The organism is Sphingomonas sp. 67-41, from assembly GCF_001899725.1.
In the GTDB taxonomy this organism is placed as follows: Bacteria; Pseudomonadota; Alphaproteobacteria; order Sphingomonadales; family Sphingomonadaceae; genus Sphingomonas; species Sphingomonas leidyi.
In genome coordinates this window covers 15,159-38,667 of record NZ_MKWJ01000012.1, presented here as the reverse complement: position 1 = coordinate 38,667, position 23,509 = coordinate 15,159, and the positions used below count along the sequence as shown (strand labels likewise).

General features: G+C 67.6%; 20 protein-coding genes. 9 read left to right on the top strand and 11 right to left on the bottom strand.

Annotated elements, in window-relative coordinates; translation table 11 throughout:
- The first annotated feature begins 98 nt into the window (after positions 1–98).
- Complete coding sequence (locus BGP17_RS06565) at positions 99–1,970, top strand: EAL domain-containing protein (protein ID WP_380926169.1); 1,872 nt, start codon at positions 99–101, stop codon at positions 1,968–1,970.
- On the top strand, positions 1,970–3,820 hold the full coding sequence (locus BGP17_RS06560; protein ID WP_286711427.1) for a sensor histidine kinase: 1,851 nt from the start codon (positions 1,970–1,972) through the stop codon (positions 3,818–3,820). The genes BGP17_RS06565 and BGP17_RS06560 overlap by 1 nt, the downstream gene beginning before the upstream one ends.
- A gap of 69 nt (positions 3,821–3,889) precedes the next feature.
- Here BGP17_RS06560 and BGP17_RS06555 read toward each other — a convergent pair whose 3' ends face one another.
- The 4 genes from BGP17_RS06555 to cysD form a co-directional block, all read right to left on the bottom strand.
- A complete protein-coding gene (locus BGP17_RS06555) occupies positions 3,890–5,041 on the bottom strand; it encodes an SET domain-containing protein (protein WP_286711426.1) in 1,152 nt (383 codons plus the stop codon).
- Positions 5,042–5,196: 155 nt separating this feature from the next.
- On the bottom strand, positions 5,197–5,916 hold the full coding sequence (locus BGP17_RS06550) for a 3'(2'),5'-bisphosphate nucleotidase CysQ (RefSeq protein WP_286711425.1): 720 nt from the start codon (positions 5,914–5,916) through the stop codon (positions 5,197–5,199).
- Positions 5,913–7,826, bottom strand: coding sequence for a sulfate adenylyltransferase subunit CysN (cysN, locus tag BGP17_RS06545; RefSeq protein ID WP_286711424.1), 1,914 nt, complete (start codon positions 7,824–7,826; stop codon positions 5,913–5,915). The genes BGP17_RS06550 and cysN overlap by 4 nt, the downstream gene beginning before the upstream one ends.
- Before the next feature lie 76 nt (positions 7,827–7,902).
- The gene (gene cysD, locus BGP17_RS06540; RefSeq protein ID WP_286711475.1) at positions 7,903–8,844 is read right to left on the bottom strand and encodes a sulfate adenylyltransferase subunit CysD; all 942 of its coding nucleotides are present in this window, start codon (positions 8,842–8,844) and stop codon (positions 7,903–7,905) included.
- 171 nt (positions 8,845–9,015) lie between these two features.
- Here cysD and rfbA point away from each other — a divergent pair, with 171 nt between their 5' ends.
- Positions 9,016–9,915, top strand: coding sequence for a glucose-1-phosphate thymidylyltransferase RfbA (rfbA, locus tag BGP17_RS06535; RefSeq protein ID WP_286711423.1), 900 nt, complete (start codon positions 9,016–9,018; stop codon positions 9,913–9,915).
- Entirely contained in the window at positions 9,912–10,997 is a 1,086-nt protein-coding gene (rfbB, locus tag BGP17_RS06530; protein WP_167298096.1) for a dTDP-glucose 4,6-dehydratase, read from the top strand. The genes rfbA and rfbB overlap by 4 nt, the downstream gene beginning before the upstream one ends.
- 8 nt (positions 10,998–11,005) lie before the next feature.
- Here rfbB and nagA read toward each other — a convergent pair whose 3' ends face one another.
- The 4 genes from nagA to BGP17_RS06510 form a co-directional block, all read right to left on the bottom strand.
- Complete coding sequence (nagA, locus tag BGP17_RS06525) at positions 11,006–12,133, bottom strand: N-acetylglucosamine-6-phosphate deacetylase (protein ID WP_286711422.1); 1,128 nt, start codon at positions 12,131–12,133, stop codon at positions 11,006–11,008.
- A complete protein-coding gene (locus tag BGP17_RS06520; RefSeq protein ID WP_286711421.1) occupies positions 12,130–13,011 on the bottom strand; it encodes an N-acetylmuramic acid 6-phosphate etherase in 882 nt (293 codons plus the stop codon). Before BGP17_RS06520 ends, nagA begins: the two co-directional genes overlap by 4 nt.
- Positions 13,001–13,894, bottom strand: a complete 894-nt coding sequence (locus BGP17_RS06515) for a glucosamine kinase nucleotide-binding domain-containing protein (RefSeq protein WP_286711420.1) — start codon at positions 13,892–13,894, stop codon at positions 13,001–13,003. The genes BGP17_RS06520 and BGP17_RS06515 overlap by 11 nt, the downstream gene beginning before the upstream one ends.
- A gap of 84 nt (positions 13,895–13,978) precedes the next feature.
- Entirely contained in the window at positions 13,979–14,659 is a 681-nt protein-coding gene (locus BGP17_RS06510; protein ID WP_286711419.1) for a helix-turn-helix transcriptional regulator, read from the bottom strand.
- 199 nt (positions 14,660–14,858) lie between these two features.
- Between BGP17_RS06510 and BGP17_RS06505 the strand changes: the two genes are divergently transcribed.
- Entirely contained in the window at positions 14,859–15,098 is a 240-nt protein-coding gene (locus BGP17_RS06505; protein WP_086128815.1) for a hypothetical protein, read from the top strand.
- Positions 15,099–15,144: 46 nt separating this feature from the next.
- Here BGP17_RS06505 and BGP17_RS06500 read toward each other — a convergent pair whose 3' ends face one another.
- The 3 genes from BGP17_RS06500 to BGP17_RS06490 are packed head-to-tail and all read right to left on the bottom strand — an operon-like array spanning position 15,145 to position 18,681.
- Positions 15,145–16,518 (bottom strand): glutamate--cysteine ligase, encoded by a 1,374-nt coding sequence (locus tag BGP17_RS06500; RefSeq protein WP_286711418.1) that lies wholly within the window; start codon positions 16,516–16,518, stop codon positions 15,145–15,147.
- Positions 16,515–17,339, bottom strand: coding sequence for a carbon-nitrogen hydrolase family protein (locus BGP17_RS06495; protein WP_286711417.1), 825 nt, complete (start codon positions 17,337–17,339; stop codon positions 16,515–16,517). Before BGP17_RS06495 ends, BGP17_RS06500 begins: the two co-directional genes overlap by 4 nt.
- A gap of 25 nt (positions 17,340–17,364) precedes the next feature.
- Positions 17,365–18,681, bottom strand: coding sequence for a UDP-glucose dehydrogenase family protein (locus tag BGP17_RS06490; protein ID WP_286711416.1), 1,317 nt, complete (start codon positions 18,679–18,681; stop codon positions 17,365–17,367).
- Positions 18,682–18,750: 69 nt separating this feature from the next.
- Here BGP17_RS06490 and BGP17_RS06485 point away from each other — a divergent pair, with 69 nt between their 5' ends.
- The 4 genes from BGP17_RS06485 to BGP17_RS06470 all read left to right on the top strand — a co-directional run bounded on the left by BGP17_RS06485 (position 18,751) and on the right by BGP17_RS06470 (position 23,463).
- On the top strand, positions 18,751–18,975 hold the full coding sequence (locus tag BGP17_RS06485) for a hypothetical protein (protein WP_167298103.1): 225 nt from the start codon (positions 18,751–18,753) through the stop codon (positions 18,973–18,975).
- Positions 18,976–19,238: 263 nt separating this feature from the next.
- Positions 19,239–20,540, top strand: a complete 1,302-nt coding sequence (locus tag BGP17_RS06480; RefSeq protein ID WP_286711415.1) for a putative bifunctional diguanylate cyclase/phosphodiesterase — start codon at positions 19,239–19,241, stop codon at positions 20,538–20,540.
- Positions 20,540–22,999: an ATP-binding protein gene (locus BGP17_RS06475; protein ID WP_286711414.1), complete on the top strand. Its 2,460-nt coding sequence runs from the start codon at positions 20,540–20,542 to the stop codon at positions 22,997–22,999. Before BGP17_RS06480 ends, BGP17_RS06475 begins: the two co-directional genes overlap by 1 nt.
- 74 nt (positions 23,000–23,073) lie before the next feature.
- Positions 23,074–23,463 carry a response regulator gene (locus tag BGP17_RS06470; protein WP_086128821.1) on the top strand — a complete coding sequence of 130 codons (390 nt, stop codon included), beginning with the start codon at positions 23,074–23,076 and terminating at the stop codon, positions 23,461–23,463.
- Positions 23,464–23,509 lie beyond the last annotated feature (46 nt).

Below are 23,509 nucleotides of genomic sequence, written 5' to 3'. Positions count from 1 at the left end.
CCTGGCCGGTGGTTTTCGCTCTGTGCGGCTGCCGGATTTTACCCCTCCTTAACGCTGTCCGCTTACCTCGTTTGGGAATGAGCGAGGGGATTTCGAACGTGCGCATTCTGATCGTGGACGACGAACCGGCGATGCACGAATCATATCGCCAGGTGTTCGGGGGCCGCAGCGGAGGCAATGCCAGCGCGCTGAACGCGATGGCGGCCGAGCTGTTCGGCGACGACGACGGGGCGCCCGAGCCGGCCAATGACGCGATCGATTTCCAGTGCGCGCACTTCAATCAGGGCCTCGACGCGGTCGAGGCGATCAAGGACTCGCTCGAGACCGGTCAACGTTTCTCCGTCGCCTTTATCGACGTGCGCATGCCGCCGGGGATCGACGGCAAGGAGACCGCGCGCCGCATCCGCGCGCTCGATCCCGACATCAACCTCGTCATCGTCACCGGCTATTCGGATTTCTCGCCTCTCGACATCAGCCGCGCCGCCGGCCCGGCCGACAAGATCTTCTACATCGCCAAGCCCTTCCAGGCCGAAGAGGTGATCCAGACCGCCACGGCGCTCGCGCATCGCTGGGAGGCGGATGCCAAGCTGCGCAATGCGATCGCCCTGCTCGAGGAGCAGAAGCTCGAGCTCGCAGCCAATGAATCGCGCGCCGTGCACATGGCGAACCATGATTCGCTTACCGACGCGCCCAACCGGCTCGCCTTCCTCCACATGCTCGGCAAGGCGGTGAAGGGCGAGCAATGCTTCGCCATGGCGATGATGGACCTCGACCGGTTCAAGATCGTCAACGACACGCTGGGCCATCTCGCCGGCGACGAGCTGATCCGCATGGTCTGCGAGATCCTGCGCCAGCAGGTGCCCGACCATGGTTTCGTCGCGCGCCTGGGCGGCGACGAGTTCGCGATGCTCTATCCGGTAACCGGTGAGGATGAGGCGACGATGATCGCCGAGCGGATGCTCAAGGCCGTATCGATCAGCTTCAAGGTATTCGGGCATTCGGTCCAGGGCGGCGCCTCGGTCGGCCTGATGGTCGTCCAGCCGCGCACGATCCACGATCCGATCGACGTGATGCGCCGTGCCGATCTCGCGCTCAACGAGGCCAAGCACAATGGCCGCGGCATCGTCCGCCTGTTCGACGAAGTGATGGACGAATCGATCCGCTTCCGCCGCCAGATCGAAGGCGGGCTCTCCGAGGCGATCGCCAAGGGCGAACTCAAGCTGGTCTTCCAGCCCATCGTCGGGCGCGACGAGCTGGAGATCACCGGCTTCGAAGCGCTGATCCGCTGGTGCAGCCCGGAATATGGCATGGTCTCGCCGGGCATGTTCATCCCGATCGCCGAGGAATCGAACCTGATCCACGAACTGGGCGACTGGGTGATCGACCGGGCAGTGGAGACGCTCAAGACCTGGCCGGGCCAATATGTCTCGGTCAATTTCTCTCCGCGCCAGTTCCGCCGCCACAATTTCGTCGGCCATGTGATGGAGCGCGTGGCCAATGCCGGCGTCGAGCCCGGCCGCTTCCAGATCGAGATCACCGAGACTGCGATCTTCGACGATGTCGAGCGCGCCGCCGAGACGTTGTTCAAGCTCCGCCAGATGGGCTTCCGCATCGCGCTCGACGATTTCGGCACCGGCTATTCGAGCCTCTACAACATCCGCCGCTTCGCGCTCGACTGCCTGAAGATCGACCGCAGCTTCGTCGACGGCATGGGCCGGGAGCGCGAAAGCGCGGCGATCGTCCATTCGATCATCCACCTCGGCCGGGCGCTGGGCATGGAAGTGGTCGCCGAGGGCGTCGAGACCGAGACGCAGCTCCAGGCGCTCCGCCTCGCCGGCTGCAGCCATCTCCAGGGCTATTATCTTGCGCGCCCGATGGATGCCGAGGACGCGCTGGCGCTCGCACGGAGGGGATATATCGGCGATGCGGAGCCCGCCGAGGTCGAGCTGGGCAACGGGACGCACGGCTGATGCCTCGCGCAAGGCGCCTCAAGGCGCCGGCGTCGCTCGGCGCGAAACTGGTCCTGATCCTCACCGGCGTCGGCGTCATCGGCGCCGCCGCGCTGACGCTGATGCTCGCCACCGTCATCACGCCGAGCTTCAACCAGCTCGAACGCGACGCGGTCGACGCGCATGTCGCGCGGACCCAGGCGGTCGTCCACGACGTCTCGGCCAAGGTCGAGAATGCCGTACGCGACTATGGCGACTGGAATTCGTCCTACGACTATATGGCGCATCCGACCAAGGCGTTCGAGGACGAGAGCTTCTCGACGCTGGCCATGGTCAATCTCGACGTCAACGGCATGGCCTATGTCCGGCCCGATCGCGGGATCGTGATCGCGCGCTGGCTCGATCTCGAGAAACGGGCCGATGTGCCCGCGATGCGCGCGCGCCTCGCCGATGCCATCGCACGGTTCGATTTCGCGCGGATGCTGCACGGGCAGAGCTCGGCCGGCTTCTTCATTCGCCTGGGAGACCGGCTCGCCGCAGTCGGCATCGCGCAGGTCCGCAGGAGCGACGGCAGCGGCGAACCGCGCGGCTATGTGCTGATGGCGCGCGCCGTCACCGCCGCGCAGCTCAGCACCTTGCTCCAGCTCGAGGCGAGCCTGGCGCTCGACCATCCCGTCGCCGCGGTGACCAAGACCCCCGGCGCCACCCGTACCCGCATCGCGGTGCCGATCCCGGGCCCGGACGGCCGCCCCGTCGCCACCGCCACCTATACCGTGCCGCGCGACCTCTCGATGCTCGGCACGCGGATGCTGGTCCTCGCCGTGGTCGGATCGTCGATCCTGTTGGCGATCGTGCTGCTGGTGCTGCGCCGGATGATCGCGCGCCTGGTCCTCGCCCCCTTGAAGCGTGTCGAGCGCCACATGGGCGTGGTCCGTGCCTCGGGCACGCTCGGCCTGCTCACCGACAAGCCGCGCGACGACGAGATCGGCAGCCTTGTCACCAGCTTCAATTCGATGCTCCGGCAGCTCAAGGACCTGCGCGAGCAGCTGGAGGTGCAGAGTTTCACCCTGGGCCGCAGCGAGAGTGCCGTCGCGGTGATGCACAATGTCCGCAATGCGCTGAACCCGATCAGCACCGTGCTGAGCCAGGGGCTGGGCACCGGCGCACCGATGGACCGCATGTTGCTCGACCGCGCGCTCGGCGAGCTGGCGAGCGAGACGATTCCCGCGGTGCGCCGCCAGAAGCTCGCCGCCTTCCTTGCCGCCGCGATCGAGAGCGTCGAACAGGAACGCGCCGACCGCCGCGCGCAGATCGCGATCGGTCGCGAGGCGCTGCACCATGTGCTGGAGATCATCGGCCAGCAGCAGGAAGCCGCCCATGAGCGCCCGCCGCTCGATGCATGCGACATCACCGACATCGTGGCCCAGAACGCCACCATCGCGCGCTATTCGGGCGAGAATTCGATTGCCTTCAGCTTCCCGTCCAAACCGCATTGGGTGATGGCCAACCGGGTGATCCTCAGCCAGGTCGTCGGCAATCTCTTCGCCAACGCGGCCGAGGCGATCGCAGCGACCGGACGCGGCAGCGGCTCGATTTCGGTGACGATCCGGGACAAGGGCGACAGCACCGAGATCCATATCCGCGATGACGGCGAGGGCTTCGACCCGGCGACGGCGCCGACGCTCTTCCAGCGCGGCTACTCCACCCGGGCGCACAAGTCGGGCGGCCTGGGGCTCCATTGGTGCGCCAATTCGATGCTGACGATGGAGGGCAGGCTCGACCTCGTCAGCGACGGCAAGGGGACGGGCGCGAAGGCGATCCTGACGCTGGGCACCGCCCGGCTCGCGCAGCCGAGCGGAATGGCGGCCTGAGTTTGGGAGGAGGGAGCCTACCCGTCTTCTTCGCCGTTTCGGCCCGGACCGACTCCAATTCGGACGGGCCTATCCCCGTCCCACGGCCTTCCGCTTGTCCGCCACCTCGTCCTTGCGCCGCAGATAGGGTGCGACCAGGTTCCTCGCCCGGAACCATTCCTGCCGGTCCGGATCGAGGCTGTCGAAATTGCCGATCACCCGGCGGCATTCGGGAGCGCGGCACTGGCAGATCATGTGCCAGTTCGATTCCCTGAGCGTCGTCGAATAGTCCCAGGCGATCTCCTCGCCAGGCTGGATCGCGCGCACCGCGACCAGAAACACGCCCGCATCGGTGAAGCGCAGGCCGGCATTGGGCGCGCAGCTGTGATTGACCAGGTCGTCGATCCGGCCGGAGGGTCCCATATAGTGGTCCGGCGTCACCTGCACGAAGCGGTCGCCGCGGCCGCGCATCAGGCTGGGAATCTGGTCGGCGCGGAAACGGCGGCCGGTGAACTCGATCAGCACATCGCCCTCGGCAAAGGCGCCCGTGGCGAACACGGCCTTGCCCAGATGGTTGTCGCCCACCTTGAACAGATTGTTCGAGGGGCGGTAGCGATCGAACCAGAGCAGCCTGCCGCGGCGGGTGCCGAAGGAACGCAGCGGGTTGATCGTCGCCAGGCCGATCAGGAACCATATGCTGGCATGGCAGAGGAACTCGACGATGACATAGGCGAGCTCGGCCACGCCCGGCTGGGTCGCGCGCACCGCGACCAGCAGCGTGGCGAGGTCGCCGAAGGTCCACAGCCCCCAGGCCGGCGAGCGCTCGCGGCTGCGATCGGTCCATACGCTCGCCCAGGTCGGCCAGAAGCTTACCGGGACGGCGAGCACCACCAGCATATGTGCCCAGAATGCCTCGCGGAAGACGAGCCAGAGCATCAGCGCGCTCAGGCTGGCCGCGATGCAGAAGGTCTCGGTGGGCGAGGGCGGGGCCCAGGAGGAGCGCCGCCAGATGCCGATCGTCACCACGATGCAGGCGATCGAGGAGAGGGCGAACACCCAACCCTGCGGCGCGCCGGGGTTCACCGCGGCATAGGTCAGCGCCTCCAGCGACGTCGCCGCGCTCCAGATCAGCCATGACGCGCGGTTCGGCTCCACCAGCTCGCGGCGCAACCCGATCAGGTAGGTCGCATAGCCTGCAAAGCTGAATCCGATCGCCAGCAGGAACCAGATATCGGCGGTCAAAATACGCTCCCTCCCAAACGGAGCGTTTACCATGTCCGGGATTCGTCGTCTACGCGCGACTCGCGGTGACTCCGCGAGTCGCGGGGAGTCATAGGGAGTCGCTTACGGGGCGAATCTCACATTTCCCGTCCTCCCCGGCGGATGCCGGGACCATGCTATTGGCCGCAATCCTTGACGGCTTCGAGCACGATCGGCGCCCATTCCCGGCGGCAGATCAGCAGGTCGGGGATGCTCGTGCTGGCCTGGTTGTAGACGATCGGCGAGCCGTCGATCCGCGAAGCATGGAGCCCTGCGGCCAGCGCGACTGCCACCGGCGCGCAATTGTCCCACTGATGCTGGCCGCCCGAATGGAGATAGATCTCGGCCTCGCCGCGCACCACCGCCATCGCCTTGGCGCCGGCCGAGCCCATGCCGATATGCACCGCGCCGATCCGTTCGCCCACGCCCGCGCAGAGCTGGCTCGGTCGGCTGCGGCTCACCAGCATGCGTGGCGGCAATTCGCCCTCGGGCAACAGGGGCGGCTGGTCGCTGGAAAGCGTGCAGCCGAGCCGGGGCAGGGCGACCGCGCCCAATGCGGCACGGCCGTCGATGGCCAGGGCGACATGCACCGCCCAGTCCTCGCGCCGCTCGGCGAACTCGCGCGTGCCGTCGAGCGGATCGACGATCCATACTCGCCGCGCCGACAGCCTGGCCGGATCGTCGACGGATTCCTCCGAGAGGATCGCGTCGTCGGGCCTGGCCGCGCGCAGCCGGTCGAGGATGAGGTCGTTGGCTTCGCGGTCGCCGCGGTCGCCGCCCGCGCATTCGTCCTGAATGCGCAGCAGCAGCGCGCCCGCTTCCTCCGCGATTGCCCGGGCCAGTTGCGCGTCGGTCAAATCACCGGACTCCAGGTGCCCATGATCGCCTCCACGATCCGCTCGGCCGCGGCTTCGGGCGTCTCCCGGGTCGTGTCCACGCGGATCTCCGGATCCTGCGGCGCCTCATAGGGGCTGGAGATGCCGGTGAAGTTGGCGATCTGGCCGGCCCGCGCCTTCTTGTAGAGGCCCTTCACGTCGCGCGCCTCGGCAACCTCCAGCGGCGTATCGACGAAGATCTCGAAGAACTCGCCTTCGGGCAGCAGCTTGCGCACCAGCTCGCGCTCGGCGCGGAAGGGCGAGATGAAGGCGGTGAGCACGATCAGCCCCGCATCGGTCATCAGCCGGGCGACTTCGCCCACACGGCGGATATTCTCGATCCGGTCGGCATCGGTGAAGCCCAGATCCCTGTTGAGCCCGTGGCGGATATTGTCGCCGTCGAGCAGGAAGCTGTGCTTGCCGAGCGCATGCAGCCGCTTCTCGACCAGGTTGGCGATGGTCGACTTGCCCGAGCCCGAGAGCCCCGTGAACCAGAGCAGCCGCGGCGCCTGGTGCTTCTGCCGGGCATGCGCCTCGCGGTTGATCTCCACGGCTTGCCAATGGACGTTCTGCGCCCGGCGCAGCGCGAAGTTGAGCATGCCGGCGGCAACGGTGGCGTTGGTCGCCTTGTCGATCAGGATGAAGCCGCCCAGGTCCTTGCCGTCGGCATAGGGCTCGAAGACCACGCCGCGGTCGGTATAGACTTCGGCCACGCCGATATCGTTGAGCCCGAGCGTCTTCACGCTCAGCTCGGCCATGGTGTTGACGCACACGGCGTGGCGCGGCGGCTGCACCGTGGCGCTCACCGTCTGGGTACCGAGCTTGAGCCAATAGGCGCGGCCGGGAAGCATCTCCGCCTGGTCCATCCACACGATCGTCGCCTGGAACTGGTCGGCGACCTGGGGTGGCGCGTCGGCGGCGGCGATCACGTCGCCGCGCGAGCAATCGACTTCGTCGGCCAGCGTGATCGTCACGCTCTCCCCCGCCACTGCTTCGGCCTTGTCGCCGCCGAACGCGACGATACGCGCCACCTCGGTGGTCTGGCCCGAAGGCAGGATGCGCACTTTGTCGCCGGGCCTGATCGTGCCGGCCGCGATCAGGCCGGCGAAGCCGCGGAAATCCAGGTTGGGGCGATTCACCCATTGTACCGGAAGGCGGAAGGGGCGGACGGCATCGGCGTCCGCGTCGATCTCGACCGCCTCCAGATGCTCGAGCAGGGCCGGGCCCTCGTACCAGGGCGTGTTCGCGCTCGGCCCGGTGATGTTGTCGCCCCTGAAGCCCGAGATCGGAATCGGAGCGAAGCCCGCGATCCCGATGCTCTCGGCAAAGGCGCGATAATCGGCCACGATCGCGTCATAGGCGGCCCGATCATAGCCGATCAGGTCCATCTTGTTCACTGCCAGCACGATGTGGCGGATACCGAGCAAGTGGCAGAGATACGAGTGCCGCCGCGTCTGGGTGAGCACGCCCTTGCGCGCGTCGATCAGGATGACGGCGAGATCGGCGGTCGAGGCGCCCGTCGCCATGTTGCGGGTATATTGCTCGTGGCCGGGCGTATCGGCGACGATGAACTTGCGCTTCTCGGTCGCGAAGAAGCGATAGGCGACGTCGATGGTGATGCCCTGCTCGCGCTCGGCGGCGAGGCCGTCTACCAGCAGCGCGAAGTCGATCTCCTGCCCCTGGGTGCCCAGGCGCTTGCTGTCGGACTCGAGGCTGGCGAGCTGGTCCTCGAAGATCATCTTCGAATCATAGAGCAGCCGCCCGATCAGGGTGGACTTGCCGTCGTCCACGCTGCCGCAGGTGATGAAGCGCAGCAGCGACTTGTTCTGGTGCAGTTGGAGATAGGCGGAGATGTCGGACGCGATCAGCGCGTCGGGGCGATAGGAGGTCATGCGCTTGCCCCCACCGCGAGGAGGGCGAGGACGCTGGAAGGGGAGGCTGGAACGCCCGGGACGGAGGGGCGGGCCATCAGAAATATCCCTCCTGCTTCTTCTTCTCCATGCTCGCCGCCTGGTCGTGGTCGATCGCGCGGCCCTGGCGTTCGCTGGTGGTGGTGAGCAGCATCTCCTGGATCACCGCCTCCAGCGTATCCGCCCTGCTCTCCACCGCGCCGGTCAGCGGGTAGCAGCCGAGCGTGCGGAAGCGCACCGATCGCTCCACCGGCACTTCGCCCGGATGCAGCCGGAAGCGATCGTCGTCGACCATCAGGATCAGCCCGTCGCGCTCCACGGTCGGGCGCGGCGCGGCGAAATAGAGCGGCACGATCTCGATCCCCTCGGCGAGGATATATTGCCAGATGTCGAGTTCGGTCCAGTTGGAGAGCGGGAACACGCGGATGCTCTCGCCCTTGTGCTTGCGGGCATTGTAGAGGTGCCACAGCTCGGGACGCTGGTTCTTCGGGTCCCAGCGATGCGAGGCGGTGCGGAAGGAGAAGACGCGCTCCTTGGCCCGGCTCTTCTCCTCGTCGCGCCGCGCGCCGCCGAATGCCGCGTCGAAGCCATGTTGGTCGAGCGCCTGCTTCAGTCCTTCCGTCTTCCACATGTCGGTGTGGCGGCCGCCATGGTCGAACGGGTTGATCCCCAGCGCTTCGGCCTCGGGGTTCTTGTGGACGAGCAACGCCATCCCCGCATCGCGCGCCGCCTTGTCGCGCAGGTCGTACATCGCGCGGAACTTCCAGGTCGTATCGACATGGAGGAGCGGGAAGGGCGGCGGCGCCGGATAGAAGGCCTTGCGCGCCAGGTGCAGCATCACCGCGCTGTCCTTGCCGATCGAATAGAGCATCACCGGCCGTTCGGCCTCGGCGACGACTTCGCGCAGGATATGGATGCTCTCGGCCTCTAGCCGCTGGAGGTGCGTCAGCCGCACGGGCGAAGCCCCCCGGGTCGCGCAGATCGCCTGTGTCTCCGTCATGTTCCCGGAATGCAGCATGGCGGGGGATTTAGGAAGCCGCCCGGGAAGGCGCGATCTAGTTTATGTTTAGCCGCGCATACCCGTCGCGCCCAGGGTTAGCGGTTCTTGAACCAATTGCGGTCCATGAAGGGCCGGGGCGCATCTTGCGCCACAGGGGAGGGCTGCAAACCCATGGGCAAGGCTGGCGCTAAGGGGATCATCCTCGCGGGTGGGGCCGGTACGCGCCTCTATCCCGCGACGTTGTCGATCTCGAAGCAATTGCTGCCGGTGTTCGACAAGCCGATGATCTATTATCCGCTCTCGGTGCTGATGCTTGCCGGCATTCGCGACATCCTCATCATCTCGAGCCCGCGCGACCTGCCGATGTTCCGCCTGTTGCTTGGGGACGGATCGGCCTTCGGAATCAATTTCGAATATGCCGAGCAGCCGAGCCCGGACGGGCTGGCCCAGGCCTTCCTGATCGGTGAGCGGTTCCTCGAAGGCGGTCCGGCCGCACTGATCCTAGGCGACAACATCTTCCATGGCGACGGCCTTGCCGCCAAGGGCCGCGCGGCTGCCGAAGCGGCGGCACAGGGCCAGTCGACGGTCTTCGCCTATCAGGTCGACGATCCCGAGCGCTACGGCGTCGCCACCTTCGATCCCGAGACCGGCAAGGCGACGAGCATCGTCGAGAAGCCGGCCGAGCCCAAGTCCAACTGGGCAGTGACCGGCCTGTACTTCTTCGACGACCGGGTGGCGGACATCGCCCGCACGCTGAAGCCCAGCCCGCGGGGCGAGCTGGAGATCACCGACGTGATCTCCGCCTATCTCCACCGCGGCGAACTCAACGTGAATCGGCTCGGCCGTGGCTATGCCTGGCTGGACACCGGCACGCATGACAGCCTGCACGATGCGGCGAGCTTCGTGCGCACGATCGAGAACCGCCAGGGCATCAAGATCGCTTGCCCCGAGGAAATCGCCTTCGATCTCGGCTATCTCGACGCGGATACGGTGCTTGCCCGCGCGGCGACGCTCGGCAAGACCGACTATGCAGCCTATCTCCGCCGCTGCGTCGAGGCGGCGGCCGCATGAGCTTCCTCGAGCCGATCGGCACGCCGACGCCGCGGATCCGCCGCGTCCTCGTCACCGGCGGGGCCGGGTTCATCGGCTCGGCGGTATGTCGTTTGCTGGTGGCGAAGCGCTATCATGTCGTCTGTGTCGACAAGCTGACCTATGCCGGCAATCTGGCCTCCCTGCACGGCATGCTGGACAAGCCCAATTTCCGGTTCGTTGCCGCGGATATCGGTGATGCGGCACACCTCCATCGCCTGATGCGGGACGAGCGGATCGATGGCGTGATGCACCTCGCCGCCGAGACGCATGTCGATCGCTCGATCGACAGCCCGGCCGCCTTTGTCGAAACCAATGTCCTGGGCACCGTCCGCCTGCTCGATGCCACGCTCGAGCATTGGCGGGGGTTGCCGGAAGCGCGGCGGCGGGATTTCCGCTTCCACCACATCTCCACCGACGAGGTGTTCGGCGACCTGCCGTTCGACAGCGGCGTGTTCACCGAGGAGACGCCCTATGCGCCGTCCTCGCCCTATTCGGCGAGCAAGGCGGCGTCGGACCATTTCGTGCGCGCCTGGCACGAAACCTATGGCCTGCCGGTGGTGCTCTCCAACTGCTCGAACAATTACGGGCCGCATCACTTCCCCGAGAAGCTGATCCCGCTGGTCATCCTCAATGCGCTCGAAGGCAGGGAGCTGCCGGTCTATGGCAAGGGCGCGAACGTGCGCGACTGGCTCCATGTCGACGATCATGCCGAGGCGCTGGAACGGGTGCTGACCCGCGGCAAGGCCGGCGAAACCTATCTGATCGGGGGGCGGCAGGAGCGGACCAACCTGCAGGTGGTCGAGGCGATCTGCGATCTGCTCGATGCGCGCGTCGGGCAGCGGCGTCATCGCGATCTGATCCGTTTCGTCGCCGATCGGCCCGGGCACGACCGCCGCTATGCGATCGATCCGTCGAAGATCGAAGCCGAGCTGGGCTGGGAGCCGCGCGAGACGTTCGAGACCGGTCTGGCGAAGACGGTGGACTGGTATCTCGCCAATCGGGACTGGTGGGAGCCGATCCGCTCGGGCGCCTATCGTGGCGAGCGGCTGGGGGTTCTTTAGCCTCGCGGCTATTCGGAAACGCCGCCGATCCAGCTGCGCAGCACTTCCAGCCCGTCGTCCACCAGCACCAGGTCCGCCCGGAACCCCGGCGCAATCCGCCCAAGCTGCCCGCCCAGCCCCAGAAACGCCGCCGGCGTCGCCGAGGCCATGCGGGCGGCGACATCGAGGCCGACCCGGCCCTGCACCATCATGCCCTTCACCGCGCCCGCCATGGTGAGCGTCGAGCCCGCCAGCGTGTTGTCGGCGCCGAGCAGCCGGTCGCCGTCGCGGTGAATCTCGCGGCCGTGGATCAGGAACACGGTCTCGTCGCTCCCCACGCTCGGCATCGCGTCGGTCACCAGCATCAGCCGCTCGGGCCCCTTCGCCCGCAGCGCCACGCGGAGCGTCGCCGGATGGAGGTGATGGCCATCGGCGATGATCCCGGCATAGACGTCCGGATCCTCGAGCGCCGCGCCCACCATGCCCGGCGCGCGGTTGAGCAGGGGGGACATGGCGTTGAAGACATGGGTGAAGCCGGTCAGCCCGTTGTCGATCGCGTCGCGCACGGTCTCGTAGCGCGCATCGGAATGCCCGGCCGAGACGATCACGCCCGCGGCGACCAGCCGGGCGACCTGCTCGGGCGTCGCCGCCTCGGGCGCCAGCGTCACCAGCGTCCTGCCGTGCCTGCCCGATTCCAGCAGCCCCAGGAATTCGTCCCGCAGCGGCTGGATCTTGCTCTCGCTGTGGATGCCCCGCCGTACGGGATTGAGGAACGGCCCCTCGATATGGATGCCGAGCACGCCGGGGACGCCCGCCGCGATCGCGGCGTCCACTGCGCGGATGCCTGCCTCGACCACCGACAGATCGTCGCTGATCAAGGTCGGCAGCAGCCCGGTGGTGCCGTAGCGCCGGTGCGTCTCCGCAATCACGCGGATCGTCTCCACGCTCGGATCGTCGTTGAACAGCCGGCCGCCGCCGCCATTCACTTGCACGTCGATGAAGCCGGGGAGCAGGGCTTGCCCGGCGAGGTCGATCGTCTCGGCGCCGGTCGGCGGTTGGGGGAGGACCGCCGCGATCCGGTCTCCTTCGATCACCACACAGGCATCGTCGCGCCAGCCTTCGGCCAGCAGCATGCGCCCGTTGACCAGCGCTCTCACGACTGCATGTCCAGCGCCGCGGCCAGGCTGCCCCCCGCCGCGGCCAGCCGCGCCTCGGCCTCGGCCGGGGCCAGGCCATGCGCGATCAGCACCGCGCGCTTGATGTCGCGCCCGCCCGCATCGAGCGCCGCCTCCGCCGCGTCGCCGCCCACGCGCGCCAGCGTGCCGACCATGCGGATCGCACGGGCGCGCAGCTTGGCGTTCGAGACCTGCATGTTGACCATCAGCCCCTCATGAACGAGCCCGAGCCGCAACATGATCCCGGTGGAGAGAAGATTGAGCGTGACCTTCTGCGCGGTGCCGGCCTTCATCCGGGTGGAGCCCGCCACCACCTCGCTGCCGGTATCGGCAAGGATCGCATGCTCCGCCGCGGCCAGCACCGGCGTGCCGGCATTGTTGGCAAGGGCGATCGTCAGCGCGCCCGCGCCGCGCGCCGCCTCGATCGCGGCGATCACATAGGGGGTGCGCCCGCTCGCCGCGACGCCGATCAGCACGTCGTCCGCGCCGATCTCCTCGGCGGCCACGGCCGCCAGCGCGGCCTCGCGGCTGTCCTCCGCGCCTTCCTGCGTCCGCGTGAGCGCCGCCGGCCCGCCCGCGATCAGGAAGGCCAGCCGCTCGACCGGCCAGTTGAAGGTGGGGGTGAGCTCCACTCCGTCCTGCACGCCGATCCGGCCCGAAGTGCCCGCGCCGGCATAGGCGATGCGCCCGCCGCGCCGCAGCCGCTCCGCCGCCGCGTCGATCGCCGCCGCCATCGCGCCGGTCTGGCTCTTCAGCGCCGCGATCGCCGCGAGCTGGGCTTCGAGCATCGCTTCCACTGCCACTTCGGTGGGCCAGCGGTCGATCGCGCGGTAGCGGGGGTCTGCGGCTTCAGTCGGCATCGGGCTTCCGGGTCGGGAGGGCAGTGGCCGGCAGGCCGGCGAGCAGCAACGCCCCGTCGAGCGGATCGGAGACCGCATCGACGAGCCGTGCGACGGTGCGCGCGCGCAGCCAGGGCCTTATCCGCATGGCCAGGCCTCCGGCGAGCGCGCAGCGAACGGCGCCGCGCGCGAAGATCGTCTCGATGAACCGCTCGATGTGCTGCGCCGCATCCTCCACGATCGAGCGGGCGATCGCATCGTTGTTCTCGGCATAGTCCATCACCAGCGGCGCGAAGGCGGCATAGTCCTTGGGGGTCGCGGCATCCATCCAGGCGACCGCGCGGGCCGTGTCGTGCCCGAAGCCGGCGGTGACGGCGTGGCTGAGCGGCGTCACTTCGCTGCGCCCGTCGAGCGCGCGGAGCGCATGGCGCATCGCGCTGAGGCCCAGCGCCGCGCCGCTGCCTTCGTCCGAGATCGGAAAGCCATAGCCGCCGATCGTGAAGCTGTTGGTGCCCACCCGCACCTCGGCCACGCTGCCGGTGCCGATGATCAGGGTCGCGCCCTCGACGCCCGCATGCGCACCGAGATTGGCGATCGCCGCGTCGGTCACGAATTCGATCGCGGCGAAGGGGAAGGGAAGCGCGGCGAGCTGTTCGCGCATCCCGGGGCGCGATATGCCCGCGATGCCCATGCCGGCCCGGATCGTCGCCACCTCCGCGTCGTCGAGCCCCGCGGCCGAGACCGCCTGGCCGGCGACGTCGCGCAACACGGCGTGAAGCCGCTCGATGCCGATCCGCGTATTGGCCGGGCCGCTCTCCCCGGTGCCGAGGATCGTTCCGAGCTCGTCCGTCAGCCGGCTGCGGCAATGGCTGCCGCCCGCATCTATACCGAGGAAATAGGCCATGCTCGCTCCCTACAGCAGCCGGCGCGCATTTTGCCATGCCGAACCGCCCGGAGGGCCATAATCCGCGGATATGGCCGTTGTCGGTCAGATCAGGCCCTTGCGCACCGCGATCACCGCCGCATGGATCTTGTTCGATGCGGAGAGCTTGCGCGTGGCATTGACCAGGTGGAACTCCACCGTCCGCTGGCTGCGGCCCATGATCGTCGCGGTTTCCCAGGCGGTCTTGCCCAGGCTCACCCAGCGCAGGCATTCGATCTCGCGCTCGCTCAGCGCCGCGCCCGCCGCCCCGATCGTCGCGGCGGGATCGGGAATGTCCGGGTCGCTGCGCGTCGCGGGGCGGGTAAAGGCGCGCGCGGCGGCGATCAGCGCGAAATCGGTATTGTCGGTGATGCATCCCACCGCCTTGTGGTGGCCCGATCCGGCATCGAGCAGCAGGCAGGCGACCGAGCGGATCCAGCGCGTCTGCCCGTCGGGCCGGATCAATCGGAAATCGACATGATAGCGCAGGTCGCGTGCGATCAGTTCCACCACCATGGCCAGATCTATCGTCGTGGCCAGTTCTTCGTCTTCGGGATGAATGAAGGGCCGGAAATCGGCAAGGCTGCGCACCATGTTGGGCTGCAGCCCGGTGATCTGATACCAGCGCGCGTCGCAGACGAGCAGGTCGGCATCGATGTCATAGTCCCATAGCCCTACCTCAAGGGCCCTCAGGCGCAGTTCAAAGTCTTCGTCGGGGCGGGGCTCGGCGCTTTCCCCAGATGTCATAACCCTCCAACCACAATCTTGTCGTGTTCCGCCAGAGAACGTTTCCCAGACGTCACGGTTCCTGTGTGGCCCTCGGTTAACCCGGGGGCAAGGGTGATGGGAGCCCCTCCGGGGCTCGCCGGAAACACGTAAATTTACGAGTTTTCCCCCCTGCTCGCGGGGCGCAGGCTTCGCCCGAGACCAGTGAGACGAAACGACCATGCCAGCGAATGCGAAGCGCAAGGACCCCGATCTCGAACAGGATGCCGTTCCGGGCGGGCGCGTGGCGCTCCGGGACGTGGCGATGTTTTCCGGCGAGGAACTGGTCCTGCGCTTCGGCGCTTCCGCGGCGCAACAGCTGGTCGACCTGATCGTCGCCGCGATCCGCAAGGGCGACGACGACGAAGTGGCCGCGATCGACGGACGGCTCCAGGAAGTGGAGCGGGCGTTGCGGGGATAGGCGGGGGCGCTGGCCTTCCCGGTGGCGCTCCCCCGGGCCGGGAAGGCTAGAAGCGCGCTTCCTCATAGACGCGGCGGATGTCGCCCTGCCAATCGCCGTTGAAGCGGTCGAGCAGCACCTGCGCCGGCACCTTGCCGGTGCGCACCACTTCGCGCAGCGGATCGAGGAAGCCGGACTCGTTGTCGCCCGAGGCATTGAGCTGCGCCCGTGCATTGAGCCCCGCTGCGGCGATGTCGAGCACCTCGCCGGCAATGTCCTTGAGCTTGCCGCCGCCCGGCAGCGGCGCGTCGAGGGCGAGCTTCGGCACCGAGCTGCGCAGTGCCTCGCGCCCTTCCATCGACCAGCCCTTCACCAGGTCCCAGGCGGCATCGAGCGCGCCCTGGTCGTAGAGCAGGCCCACCCACAGCGCCGGCAGCGCGCAGATCCGCCCCCAGCGCCCGCCATCGGCGCCGCGCATCTCGAGGAAGGTCTTGAGCCGCACTTCGGGGAAGGCGGTGGAGAGATGATCCGCCCAGTCGTCCATCGTCGGCTTGTGGCCGGGATAGGCGGGCAGCTCGCCCTTCAGGAAATCGCGGAAGCTCTGCCCCGCCGCGTCGATATATTTGCCGTCGCGATAGACGAAGTACATCGGCACATCGAGCGCATATTCGGCGTAGCGCTCATAGCCGAAACCTTCCTCGAACACGAAGGGCAGCATGCCCGTCCGCGCCGGATCGGTGTCCGACCAGATATGGCTGCGGTAGCTCAGATAGCCATTGGGCCTGCCCTCGGTGAAGGGCGAGTTGGCGAACAGCGCCGTCGCCAGCGGCTGCAGCGCCAGGCCGACGCGGAACTTCTGCGCCATGTCGGATTCGGAGGCATAGTCGAGGTTCACCTGGATCGTGCAGGTGCGCAGCATCATGTCGAGGCCGAGATTGCCCACGCGCGGCATGTGCCGGAGCATGATCCCGTAGCGGCCCTTGGGCATGATCGGCAGCTCGGCGCGGGTCTTGTCGGGCCACATGCCCAGGCCGAGGAAATTCAGGCCGAGCTTGTCGCCGACCTGCTTCACCTGCTCCAGGTGCCGCCCGGTCTCGCCGCAGGTCTCGTGGAGATTCTCCAGCGGCGCGCCCGACAGCTCCAGCTGGCCCGCCGGCTCGAGGCTCACCGTACCGTCGGGGCCCGAGAGCGCGATGACGTTGCCGCCTTCCAGCACCGGTTTCCAGCCGAACTGGGTCAGCTCGCCCAGCAGGTCGCGGATGCCGCCCTGCTCGTCATAGGCGGGAGCGTGAAAATCCCTGGTCGCGAACACGAACTTCTCGTGCTCGGTGCCGATGCGCCAGCGATCCTTCGGCTTCTCGCCCTTGGCGAAATACTCGATCAGCTGGGCCCGGTCCTCGATCGGGGCCGACACCTTGTTGCTTTCGGTCTTGGTGCTCATGCGAAGGTCTCGACGGGAGGGATGGGGCGGCGGTGGCGCAGCACCGGCACGCGGGAACGGATATCCTCGACACGCGCCAGGTCGATCTCCGCGGAACCGAGACCGGCTTCCTCGCCCATGTCGAGCAGCACTTCGCCCCAGGGATCGACCACCAGCGAGTGGCCATAGGTGGCGCGTCCGTCCGCGTGCAGCCCGGTCTGCGCCGCGGCTATGACATAGGCGCCGGCCTCGATCGCGCGGGCGCGCAGCAGGACGTGCCAATGCGCCTGGCCGGTGGGACGGGTAAAGGCGGCGGGGACGGCAAGGGCGGTGGCGCCGGCATCGCTGAGCGCGCGGAACAGGTCCGGGAAGCGCATGTCGTAGCAGATGGCAAGGCCGAGCTTGCCGATGGGCGTATCGACCAGGATCGCGCGCTCGCCTCGGCAATAGGTGTTTGATTCGCGCCAGCTCTCGCCGGTGGCCAGGTCGACGTCGAACAGATGCAGCTTGTCGTAATGCGCCCGGATCGCACCGGTGCCGTCGATCACGAAGCCGCGGTTCAGGAACTTCTCGCCCTCGCCCTGGAGTGCCAGCGAGCCCAGATGCACCCAGACGCCGTGCTTCGCCGCGGCCTCGCGCGTCGCGGCGAGGACGGGATCCTCCGCCTCCGCCACCACGTGGCGGCGCGCGCGTGCGCGATCGCCGTCGAGCAGGCCGGACATCTCGGGCGTGAACAGCATCGCGCTGCCCGCCGCCGCCGTCCGCGCGATACCGTCGGTGACGGTGCGGGCATTGGCGGCCGGATCGATCCCGCTCGTCATTTGCAGCAGGCTGGCCTTCATCGCTTCCTCCCCCTCAGGGCCGGGATCAGCCGTGCTTCGGCTTGCCGACACCGACCAGCTTCAGGCCGGCGCGCTCCGCCTCGGCCGGCGGATAGATGTTGCGCAGGTCGACCAGCAGCGGCGTCTTGAGCATCGCCTTGATCCGGCCGAGATCGAGCGCGCGGAACGCGTCCCACTCCGTCACGATCACCAGCGCATCGGCCCCGTGCGCCGCGGCATAGGCGCTCTCGCTGAACTCGACGTTCGGCAGCAACGGGCGCGCCTGCTCGAAACCCTCCGGATCATAGGCCTTCACCGTGGCGCCGGCATCCTCCAGCGCCGCGACGATCGAAAGACTGGGCGCGTCGCGCATGTCATCGGTATTCGGCTTGAAGGTAAGGCCCAGGATGCCGATGGTCTTGCCGCGGACATCGCCGCCCATCGCCTTGATCACCTTGCGGCCCATGGCGCGCTTGCGGGCGTCGTTCACCTGCACGGTGGCCTCGACGATGCGCAGCGGCGTCTCGTTGTCGCCCGCCGTCTTGAGCAGCGCCAGCGTGTCCTTGGGGAAGCAGGAGCCGCCATAGCCGGGGCCGGCATGGAGGAACTTGCTGCCGATCCGATTGTCGAGCCCGATGCCGCGCGCCACTTCCTGCACGTCGGCACCCACTTCCTCGCACAGGTCGGCGATCTCGTTGATGAAGGTGATCTTCACCGCCAGGAATGCGTTGGCGGCATATTTGATCAGCTCGCTGGTGCGGCGGCCGGTGAACAGGATCGGCGCGCTCTGGTTGAGCGAGAGCGGGCGATAGATCGCGCGCATCACGTCGCGCGCTTCCTCGTCATCGGTGCCGACGACCACGCGGTCTGGCCGCTTGAAATCCTCGATCGCTGCGCCTTCGCGCAGGAATTCGGGGTTGGAGACGACCTTGGCGCCGGCGCCGGAGGCGACTTCGCGCATGATCCGCTCCACTTCGTCGCCGGTGCCGACGGGCACGGTCGACTTGGTGACGATCACTGCCGGCCCGGTCAGGTTCTCGGCGATCTCGCGCGCGGCGGCGAAGACATAGCTGAGATCGGCATGGCCGTCGCCGCGGCGGCTGGGCGTGCCGACCGCGATGAACACCGCGTCGGCACCCTTCACGCCTTCGGCCAGGTCGGTGGTGAAGGAAAGCCGGCCGGCCTTCACGTTCGAGGCGACCAGCGCTTCGAGCCCCGGCTCGTAGATCGGCATCATGCCCTGGTGGAGCAGCTCGATCTTGCGTGCATCCTTGTCGACGCAGACCACTTCATGGCCGAAGTCCGAGAAACAGGCACCGGAAACCAGGCCGACATAGCCCGTGCCGATCATCGCTATGCGCAACGTGGATCCCCTTGGGAAGAAAGTGATGTCGCGCAGATAGCGACGCCAGCGCCGGGGGCAAGGGGCGGCATGACGACGCTCTCCGGCGCGGTCGGCAAGAAAAGCGCCGACAGGGAAACGGGCAATAAAAAAGGCGGCTCGCGGCCGCCTTTAGCAGTTGTCGTCCGGGCCGGTCAGCACGGCCTCACTCGAGGTCGCTCCACCGCCGGCCCGGATGAACGTTCCTCAGAACGGGCGGATTTCGTTACCGCCGCCGTCACGGAACATCAGGCTGAAAAACGCGAACATTCATAGTCTCCCATCGGTGCGCACTTGTGCGCGATTCAGATGGTTAAAGGCTTCTTAACAATGAATCAATCCGGATTTCTGCGGAGTTGGCTTCGCAAAAAGCGCTTCGAACGCGTGATTTAACCGTTCCTTCAAGGGTCGGGGACTAGGCCTAGGGGGCATGTCGGCACGCAGAGAGCCCTTGGCGACCTTGGTCGGTGCTTCCACGAGCGCCGTCGCGATCACCGCGGAACACGCGGGAATCGCGAGGGAATTCGTGCAGGTGCACAGTGCGCGGGCGTGGCGGCAAGCGAGAACTGCACCGGGCAAGTAACGATCGCCATGTCGAGGGGCGCCTGTGGAGCGTCCTGGGCCTGTGCGAGATCGCGAATTTCGCGTCGCTGCGCCGGCATCTGGGCCGGGCCCGCGCCGATTCGCTGGTGCTGGACGTGGCGCGGCGAATCTCCGGCCTGGTGCCCGACATCCGCATCGCCGCAGCCGGCCGGTCGCTGATCGAGATCTGCTTCGAGCGGGAAACGCCCGAAGCCGCCGCCGACGATATCGACCGGATCCGCAAGAGCTTCCAGCGCACGCTCGATCTCGACGGCGAGCCGTACCATCTCCAGATGCATTTCGGCGTCGCCGCCGCGCCATCGGTCGAGGATGACGAGGTATTGCTCGCCGAAGCCGCCGAATCCGCGCTCGAGCAGGCGCGGGCCGACGGACGGGTGGTGATGCTCGATCTGTCGCGCGCGGATCTGGCCTTCGACAAGCTTACCTTGATGCGCGAACTGCCCCGCGCGATCGCCAATGGCGAGATGTTCCTGCAATATCAGCCCAAGGTCCATGTCCGCCGGCAGGAGATTGCCAGCGCCGAGGCACTGGTCCGCTGGCAGCATCCCACCCGCGGCCTGATCCTGCCGGGCGATTTCATCTCGGTCGCCGAGCAGGCGGGCGAGATTTCGACGCTCACGCTCTGGACGCTGCGCCAGGTGATCGAGGACCAGCGCAAGCTGCGCGCCGACGGCTTCGACATGCTGCTCTTCGTCAACATCTCGGGCCAGCTCCTCGCCGACCCGGCCTTCGTCAACGAAGTGTGCGAGATGCTGGCGAACACCGATGCGAAGCTCGGCTTCGAGATCACCGAGACTGCGGTGATCCGCGATCCGGAGAGCGCGATCCGCCACCTCCAGTTCTTCGCCGACAGCGGCGTGACGCTCGCGATCGACGACTATGGCGCCGGGCTCTCCTCGCTCGCCTATCTGAAGAAGCTGCCCGCGCGCGAGCTCAAGATCGACAAGATGTTCGTGATGCAGCTCACCAGCAGCAATCGCGATCCGCTGATCGTGCGCTCGACGATCGATCTTGCCCATGCGCTCGAGATGGAAGTCACGGCCGAGGGCGTGGAGACGCCGTCCGCGCTCGCCCTGCTCAGCGTGATGGGCTGCGACATGGTGCAGGGCTTCCTGATCTCGCGCCCGCTCGGGCTCGATGCGTTCCGCAAGTTCCTGGCGGACGATGGCCATCTCGACAATGCGAACGGCCATCCGGCATCGTTCGTCCGTCCCGAGAGCTTCTGGAAGCGCGCCTGATGCGCGCGCTGCTGGGCTCTCTCCTTGCCGTTGCCGCGCTGTTCGCCGGCGCGCCCGCATTCGCCCAGGCGCAGCAGCGTTCCGATTTCCCGCCGGCGATCGAAGCCGAGATCCGGGGCGCCAAGGAAAGCATGATGTCCGATCAGGCGGAGGCGCTTCGCCACGCCGCCGCGATCGACGGGCTGGCGCTCGGCCTGCGGGACGCGCGGCGCCGGGCGCTGGCGCTGGCCACCGCGCGCTGGCTGGCTGCCGAGGCGCATATCCGCAACGAGGAACCCGCCAAGGCCGCGCCGCTGCTCACCGACGGCCTGAACCTGATCCGTTCGATCCCGGAGCCGATCAAGCTGCGCGGCGACCTGCTGATGTCGCAGGGCGCCTTCTTCATGGCGCGCGACCAGGCGGTGCAGGCGCTGGAGAGCTACCAGAACGCCTTCCGCATCTTCGGCGAGGTGAAGGAGCCGCGCAGCCAGGCGATCGCGCTGCAGAATATCGGCGGGCTCTACAGCGTCGCCAACGACGATGCGCGCGCCGAGGAATATTTCCACCAGGCCGCCGTGCTGTTCACCGACGACCCGGTGCTTTCGCTTTCGCTCCACAACAGCCGCGGCAATGTGCTCGCCAAGCTTGGCCGGGATGCGGAGGCGGGCAAGGAATATGAGACGGCGATCGTCATCGCGCGCGGCATGAACAAGCCGCTGCTCGAAGCGCGCCTGCTCAGCAACCTCGCGCGCAGCCAGGTGGCGCTGAAGCGCTATGACGATGCCAACCGGACGATCACCCGGGGGTTCGAGCTCATCCGCGGCGCCGACGCCGATGTGCTGCGGCGGCACCTCCTCGCAACTGCGGCCGCCCTGGCCTCCGAGCGGGGGAATATCGGGGAGGCGTTGCGGTTCATCCACGGCACTTTCGACGGCATGGACCTGGCAAAGACCACGGTCGAGTTCCGCAGCGACCATTTCTACGCCTACCAGATATTCAACAAGGCGGAGAACACGCGGGAGGCGCTGAAGCACCTTCAGGCGATGAAGCGCCTCGACGATGAATCCACCAAGGTGGCCGCAACCGCCGGCGCGGCGCTGATGGCGGCGAAGTTCGACTGGGCGAAGCAGCAGAACCAGATCCTGCTGCTCCAGACGCAGGAAGCCGAGCGCAGGGTCCGCTACCAGCAGACCCTGTTCCTGCTCATCGGCGCGGCGACGGTGATCGTCATGGCCGCGCTCGGCTGGGGCCTCATCACCGTTCGCCGCAGCCGCAACAAGGTGCGCGCCGCGAACGTCGTGCTGGGCGAGACCAATGTGGCGCTGGAAAAGGCGCTCAAGGCCAAGACCGAGTTCCTCGCGACCACCAGCCACGAGATCCGCACGCCGCTGAACGGCATCCTGGGCATGACCCAGGTCATGCTCTCGGATCAGAAGCTCGAGGCGCAGACGCGCGAGCGGATCGGCATCGTCCACGGCGCCGGCGTCACCATGCGCGCGCTGGTCGACGACATTCTCGACGTCGCCAAGATGGAGACGGGCAATCTGAGCGTCGAGGCCGCGCCGATGGACCTGTGCGCCATGCTGAAGGACGTCACGCGCCTCTGGGAGGAGCAGGCGCGCGACAAGGGCCTCGCCTTCCGGCGCGAGCTCGGCGATGCGCCGCACTGGATCGTCAGCGATGCCGCCCGCCTGCGCCAGCTGGTGTTCAACCTGCTCTCCAACGCGATCAAGTTCACCGAGAAGGGCGGCGTCACGCTGCGCGCGGCGGCCAAGGGCGAGGGCGACGCCCGCCGGCTCAGGCTGGCCATCGAGGATACCGGTATCGGCATCCCCCGCGAGAAGTTCGAGGAGATCTTCGAGAGCTTCCGCCAGGTCGACACCAGCACCACGCGTCGCTTCGGCGGCACCGGCCTCGGCCTGGCCATCTGCCGCAACCTGGCGCGCGCGCTGGGTGGCGACATCATGGTGGAAAGCGAGGACGGCAGGGGCTCGCGCTTCATCGTCGATCTGCCGCTCGTCCTTGCCGAGGCCCCCCAGGCCGTCGTGGCGGACGAAAGCGCGGCAGGGCTCGACCTAGTCGTGCTCGACAGGAATCCGATCGCCCGCTCGATGCTGCGCACGTTGCTGGAGCCGCGCGTCGCCCGGCTGCGCTTCGCCGGTTCCGTCGCGGAAGCCCTGCCGATGCTCGAGGCCGGCGGTGTCAGCCATCTCCTTGCCGACGAAGCGACACTCAAGGTCGAGGCGGAGGGCCCCGCCCGGGCGCTCGCCGGTTTGCGCGCGGCGGCGGAGGGCGTGGCACTTGCCGTCCTCTGGCTCAAGCCCGATGCGGAGACCGCTGCTGAGCTGATCGCAGCAAGTAACTGCAAGATAATCGAAAAACCTATTACCGGCGTCGGCCTGATCGATGCTATCATTCCGTCAGCGGAAGAAAATTCCGGCAAGAGGGAGGGGGACCCGCTTGTATCTCGGGCGGCTTAGGACGATAGCACACCGGACATGAAAAAAACGGTCGCGCGCATCTCGGGGAAACCGGTCGCCACGGGCGGACGGGCATGAATATCCTCTTCATCGAGGACGATCCGATGAACCGTCGGGTCGTGAAGGACATGCTCGACGTCGCGGGAGCCACGATGGCGGAGGCGAGCTGGGCCGAAGAGGGTCTGGCGATGCTCGACGCGGAATCGTTCGACGTCGTGCTGGTCGATCTGCGCATGCCCGGCATGGACGGGTTCGAGACGATCCGCCGCATTCGCGCGCGCGGCGACGCGAAGGGGGAATTGCCGATCATCGTCGTCACCGCCGATACTGCGGTGGACCTGCGCGAGCGCTGCCTCGCGATCGGTGCCGATGACGTGCTGTTCAAGCCGGTGGCGATGGACGCGCTGTTCGATTCGATCGGCCGGGTCCTCGCGATCCGCGGCGGCGGGGGCATGATCCTCTGATTCCGGGCGGGGCGGCGGGAGCGGGTTGGTCCGTTCCCGCCGCCCG

Bases quoted from the DNA above. Each gene is read 5' to 3' on its own strand.
- BGP17_RS06520 (WP_286711421.1), bottom strand. From the start codon at position 13,011: ATGCCGACTGAAGCCGCAGACCCCCGCTACCGCGCGATCGACCGCTGG.
- BGP17_RS06470 (WP_086128821.1), top strand. From the start codon at position 23,074: ATGAATATCCTCTTCATCGAGGACGATCCGATGAACCGTCGGGTCGTG.
- cysD (WP_286711475.1), bottom strand. From the start codon at position 8,844: ATGACGGAGACACAGGCGATCTGCGCGACCCGGGGGGCTTCGCCCGTG.
- BGP17_RS06475 (WP_286711414.1), top strand. From the start codon at position 20,540: ATGCGCGCGCTGCTGGGCTCTCTCCTTGCCGTTGCCGCGCTGTTCGCC.
- cysN (WP_286711424.1), bottom strand. From the start codon at position 7,826: ATGACCTCCTATCGCCCCGACGCGCTGATCGCGTCCGACATCTCCGCC.
- BGP17_RS06495 (WP_286711417.1), bottom strand. From the start codon at position 17,339: ATGAAGGCCAGCCTGCTGCAAATGACGAGCGGGATCGATCCGGCCGCC.
- BGP17_RS06515 (WP_286711420.1), bottom strand. From the start codon at position 13,894: ATGGCCTATTTCCTCGGTATAGATGCGGGCGGCAGCCATTGCCGCAGC.
- rfbA (WP_286711423.1), top strand. From the start codon at position 9,016: ATGGGCAAGGCTGGCGCTAAGGGGATCATCCTCGCGGGTGGGGCCGGT.
- BGP17_RS06505 (WP_086128815.1), top strand. From the start codon at position 14,859: ATGCCAGCGAATGCGAAGCGCAAGGACCCCGATCTCGAACAGGATGCC.
- BGP17_RS06485 (WP_167298103.1), top strand. From the start codon at position 18,751: ATGACGACGCTCTCCGGCGCGGTCGGCAAGAAAAGCGCCGACAGGGAA.
- BGP17_RS06510 (WP_286711419.1), bottom strand. From the start codon at position 14,659: ATGACATCTGGGGAAAGCGCCGAGCCCCGCCCCGACGAAGACTTTGAA.
- BGP17_RS06560 (WP_286711427.1), top strand. From the start codon at position 1,970: ATGCCTCGCGCAAGGCGCCTCAAGGCGCCGGCGTCGCTCGGCGCGAAA.
- rfbB (WP_167298096.1), top strand. From the start codon at position 9,912: ATGAGCTTCCTCGAGCCGATCGGCACGCCGACGCCGCGGATCCGCCGC.
- BGP17_RS06500 (WP_286711418.1), bottom strand. From the start codon at position 16,518: ATGAGCACCAAGACCGAAAGCAACAAGGTGTCGGCCCCGATCGAGGAC.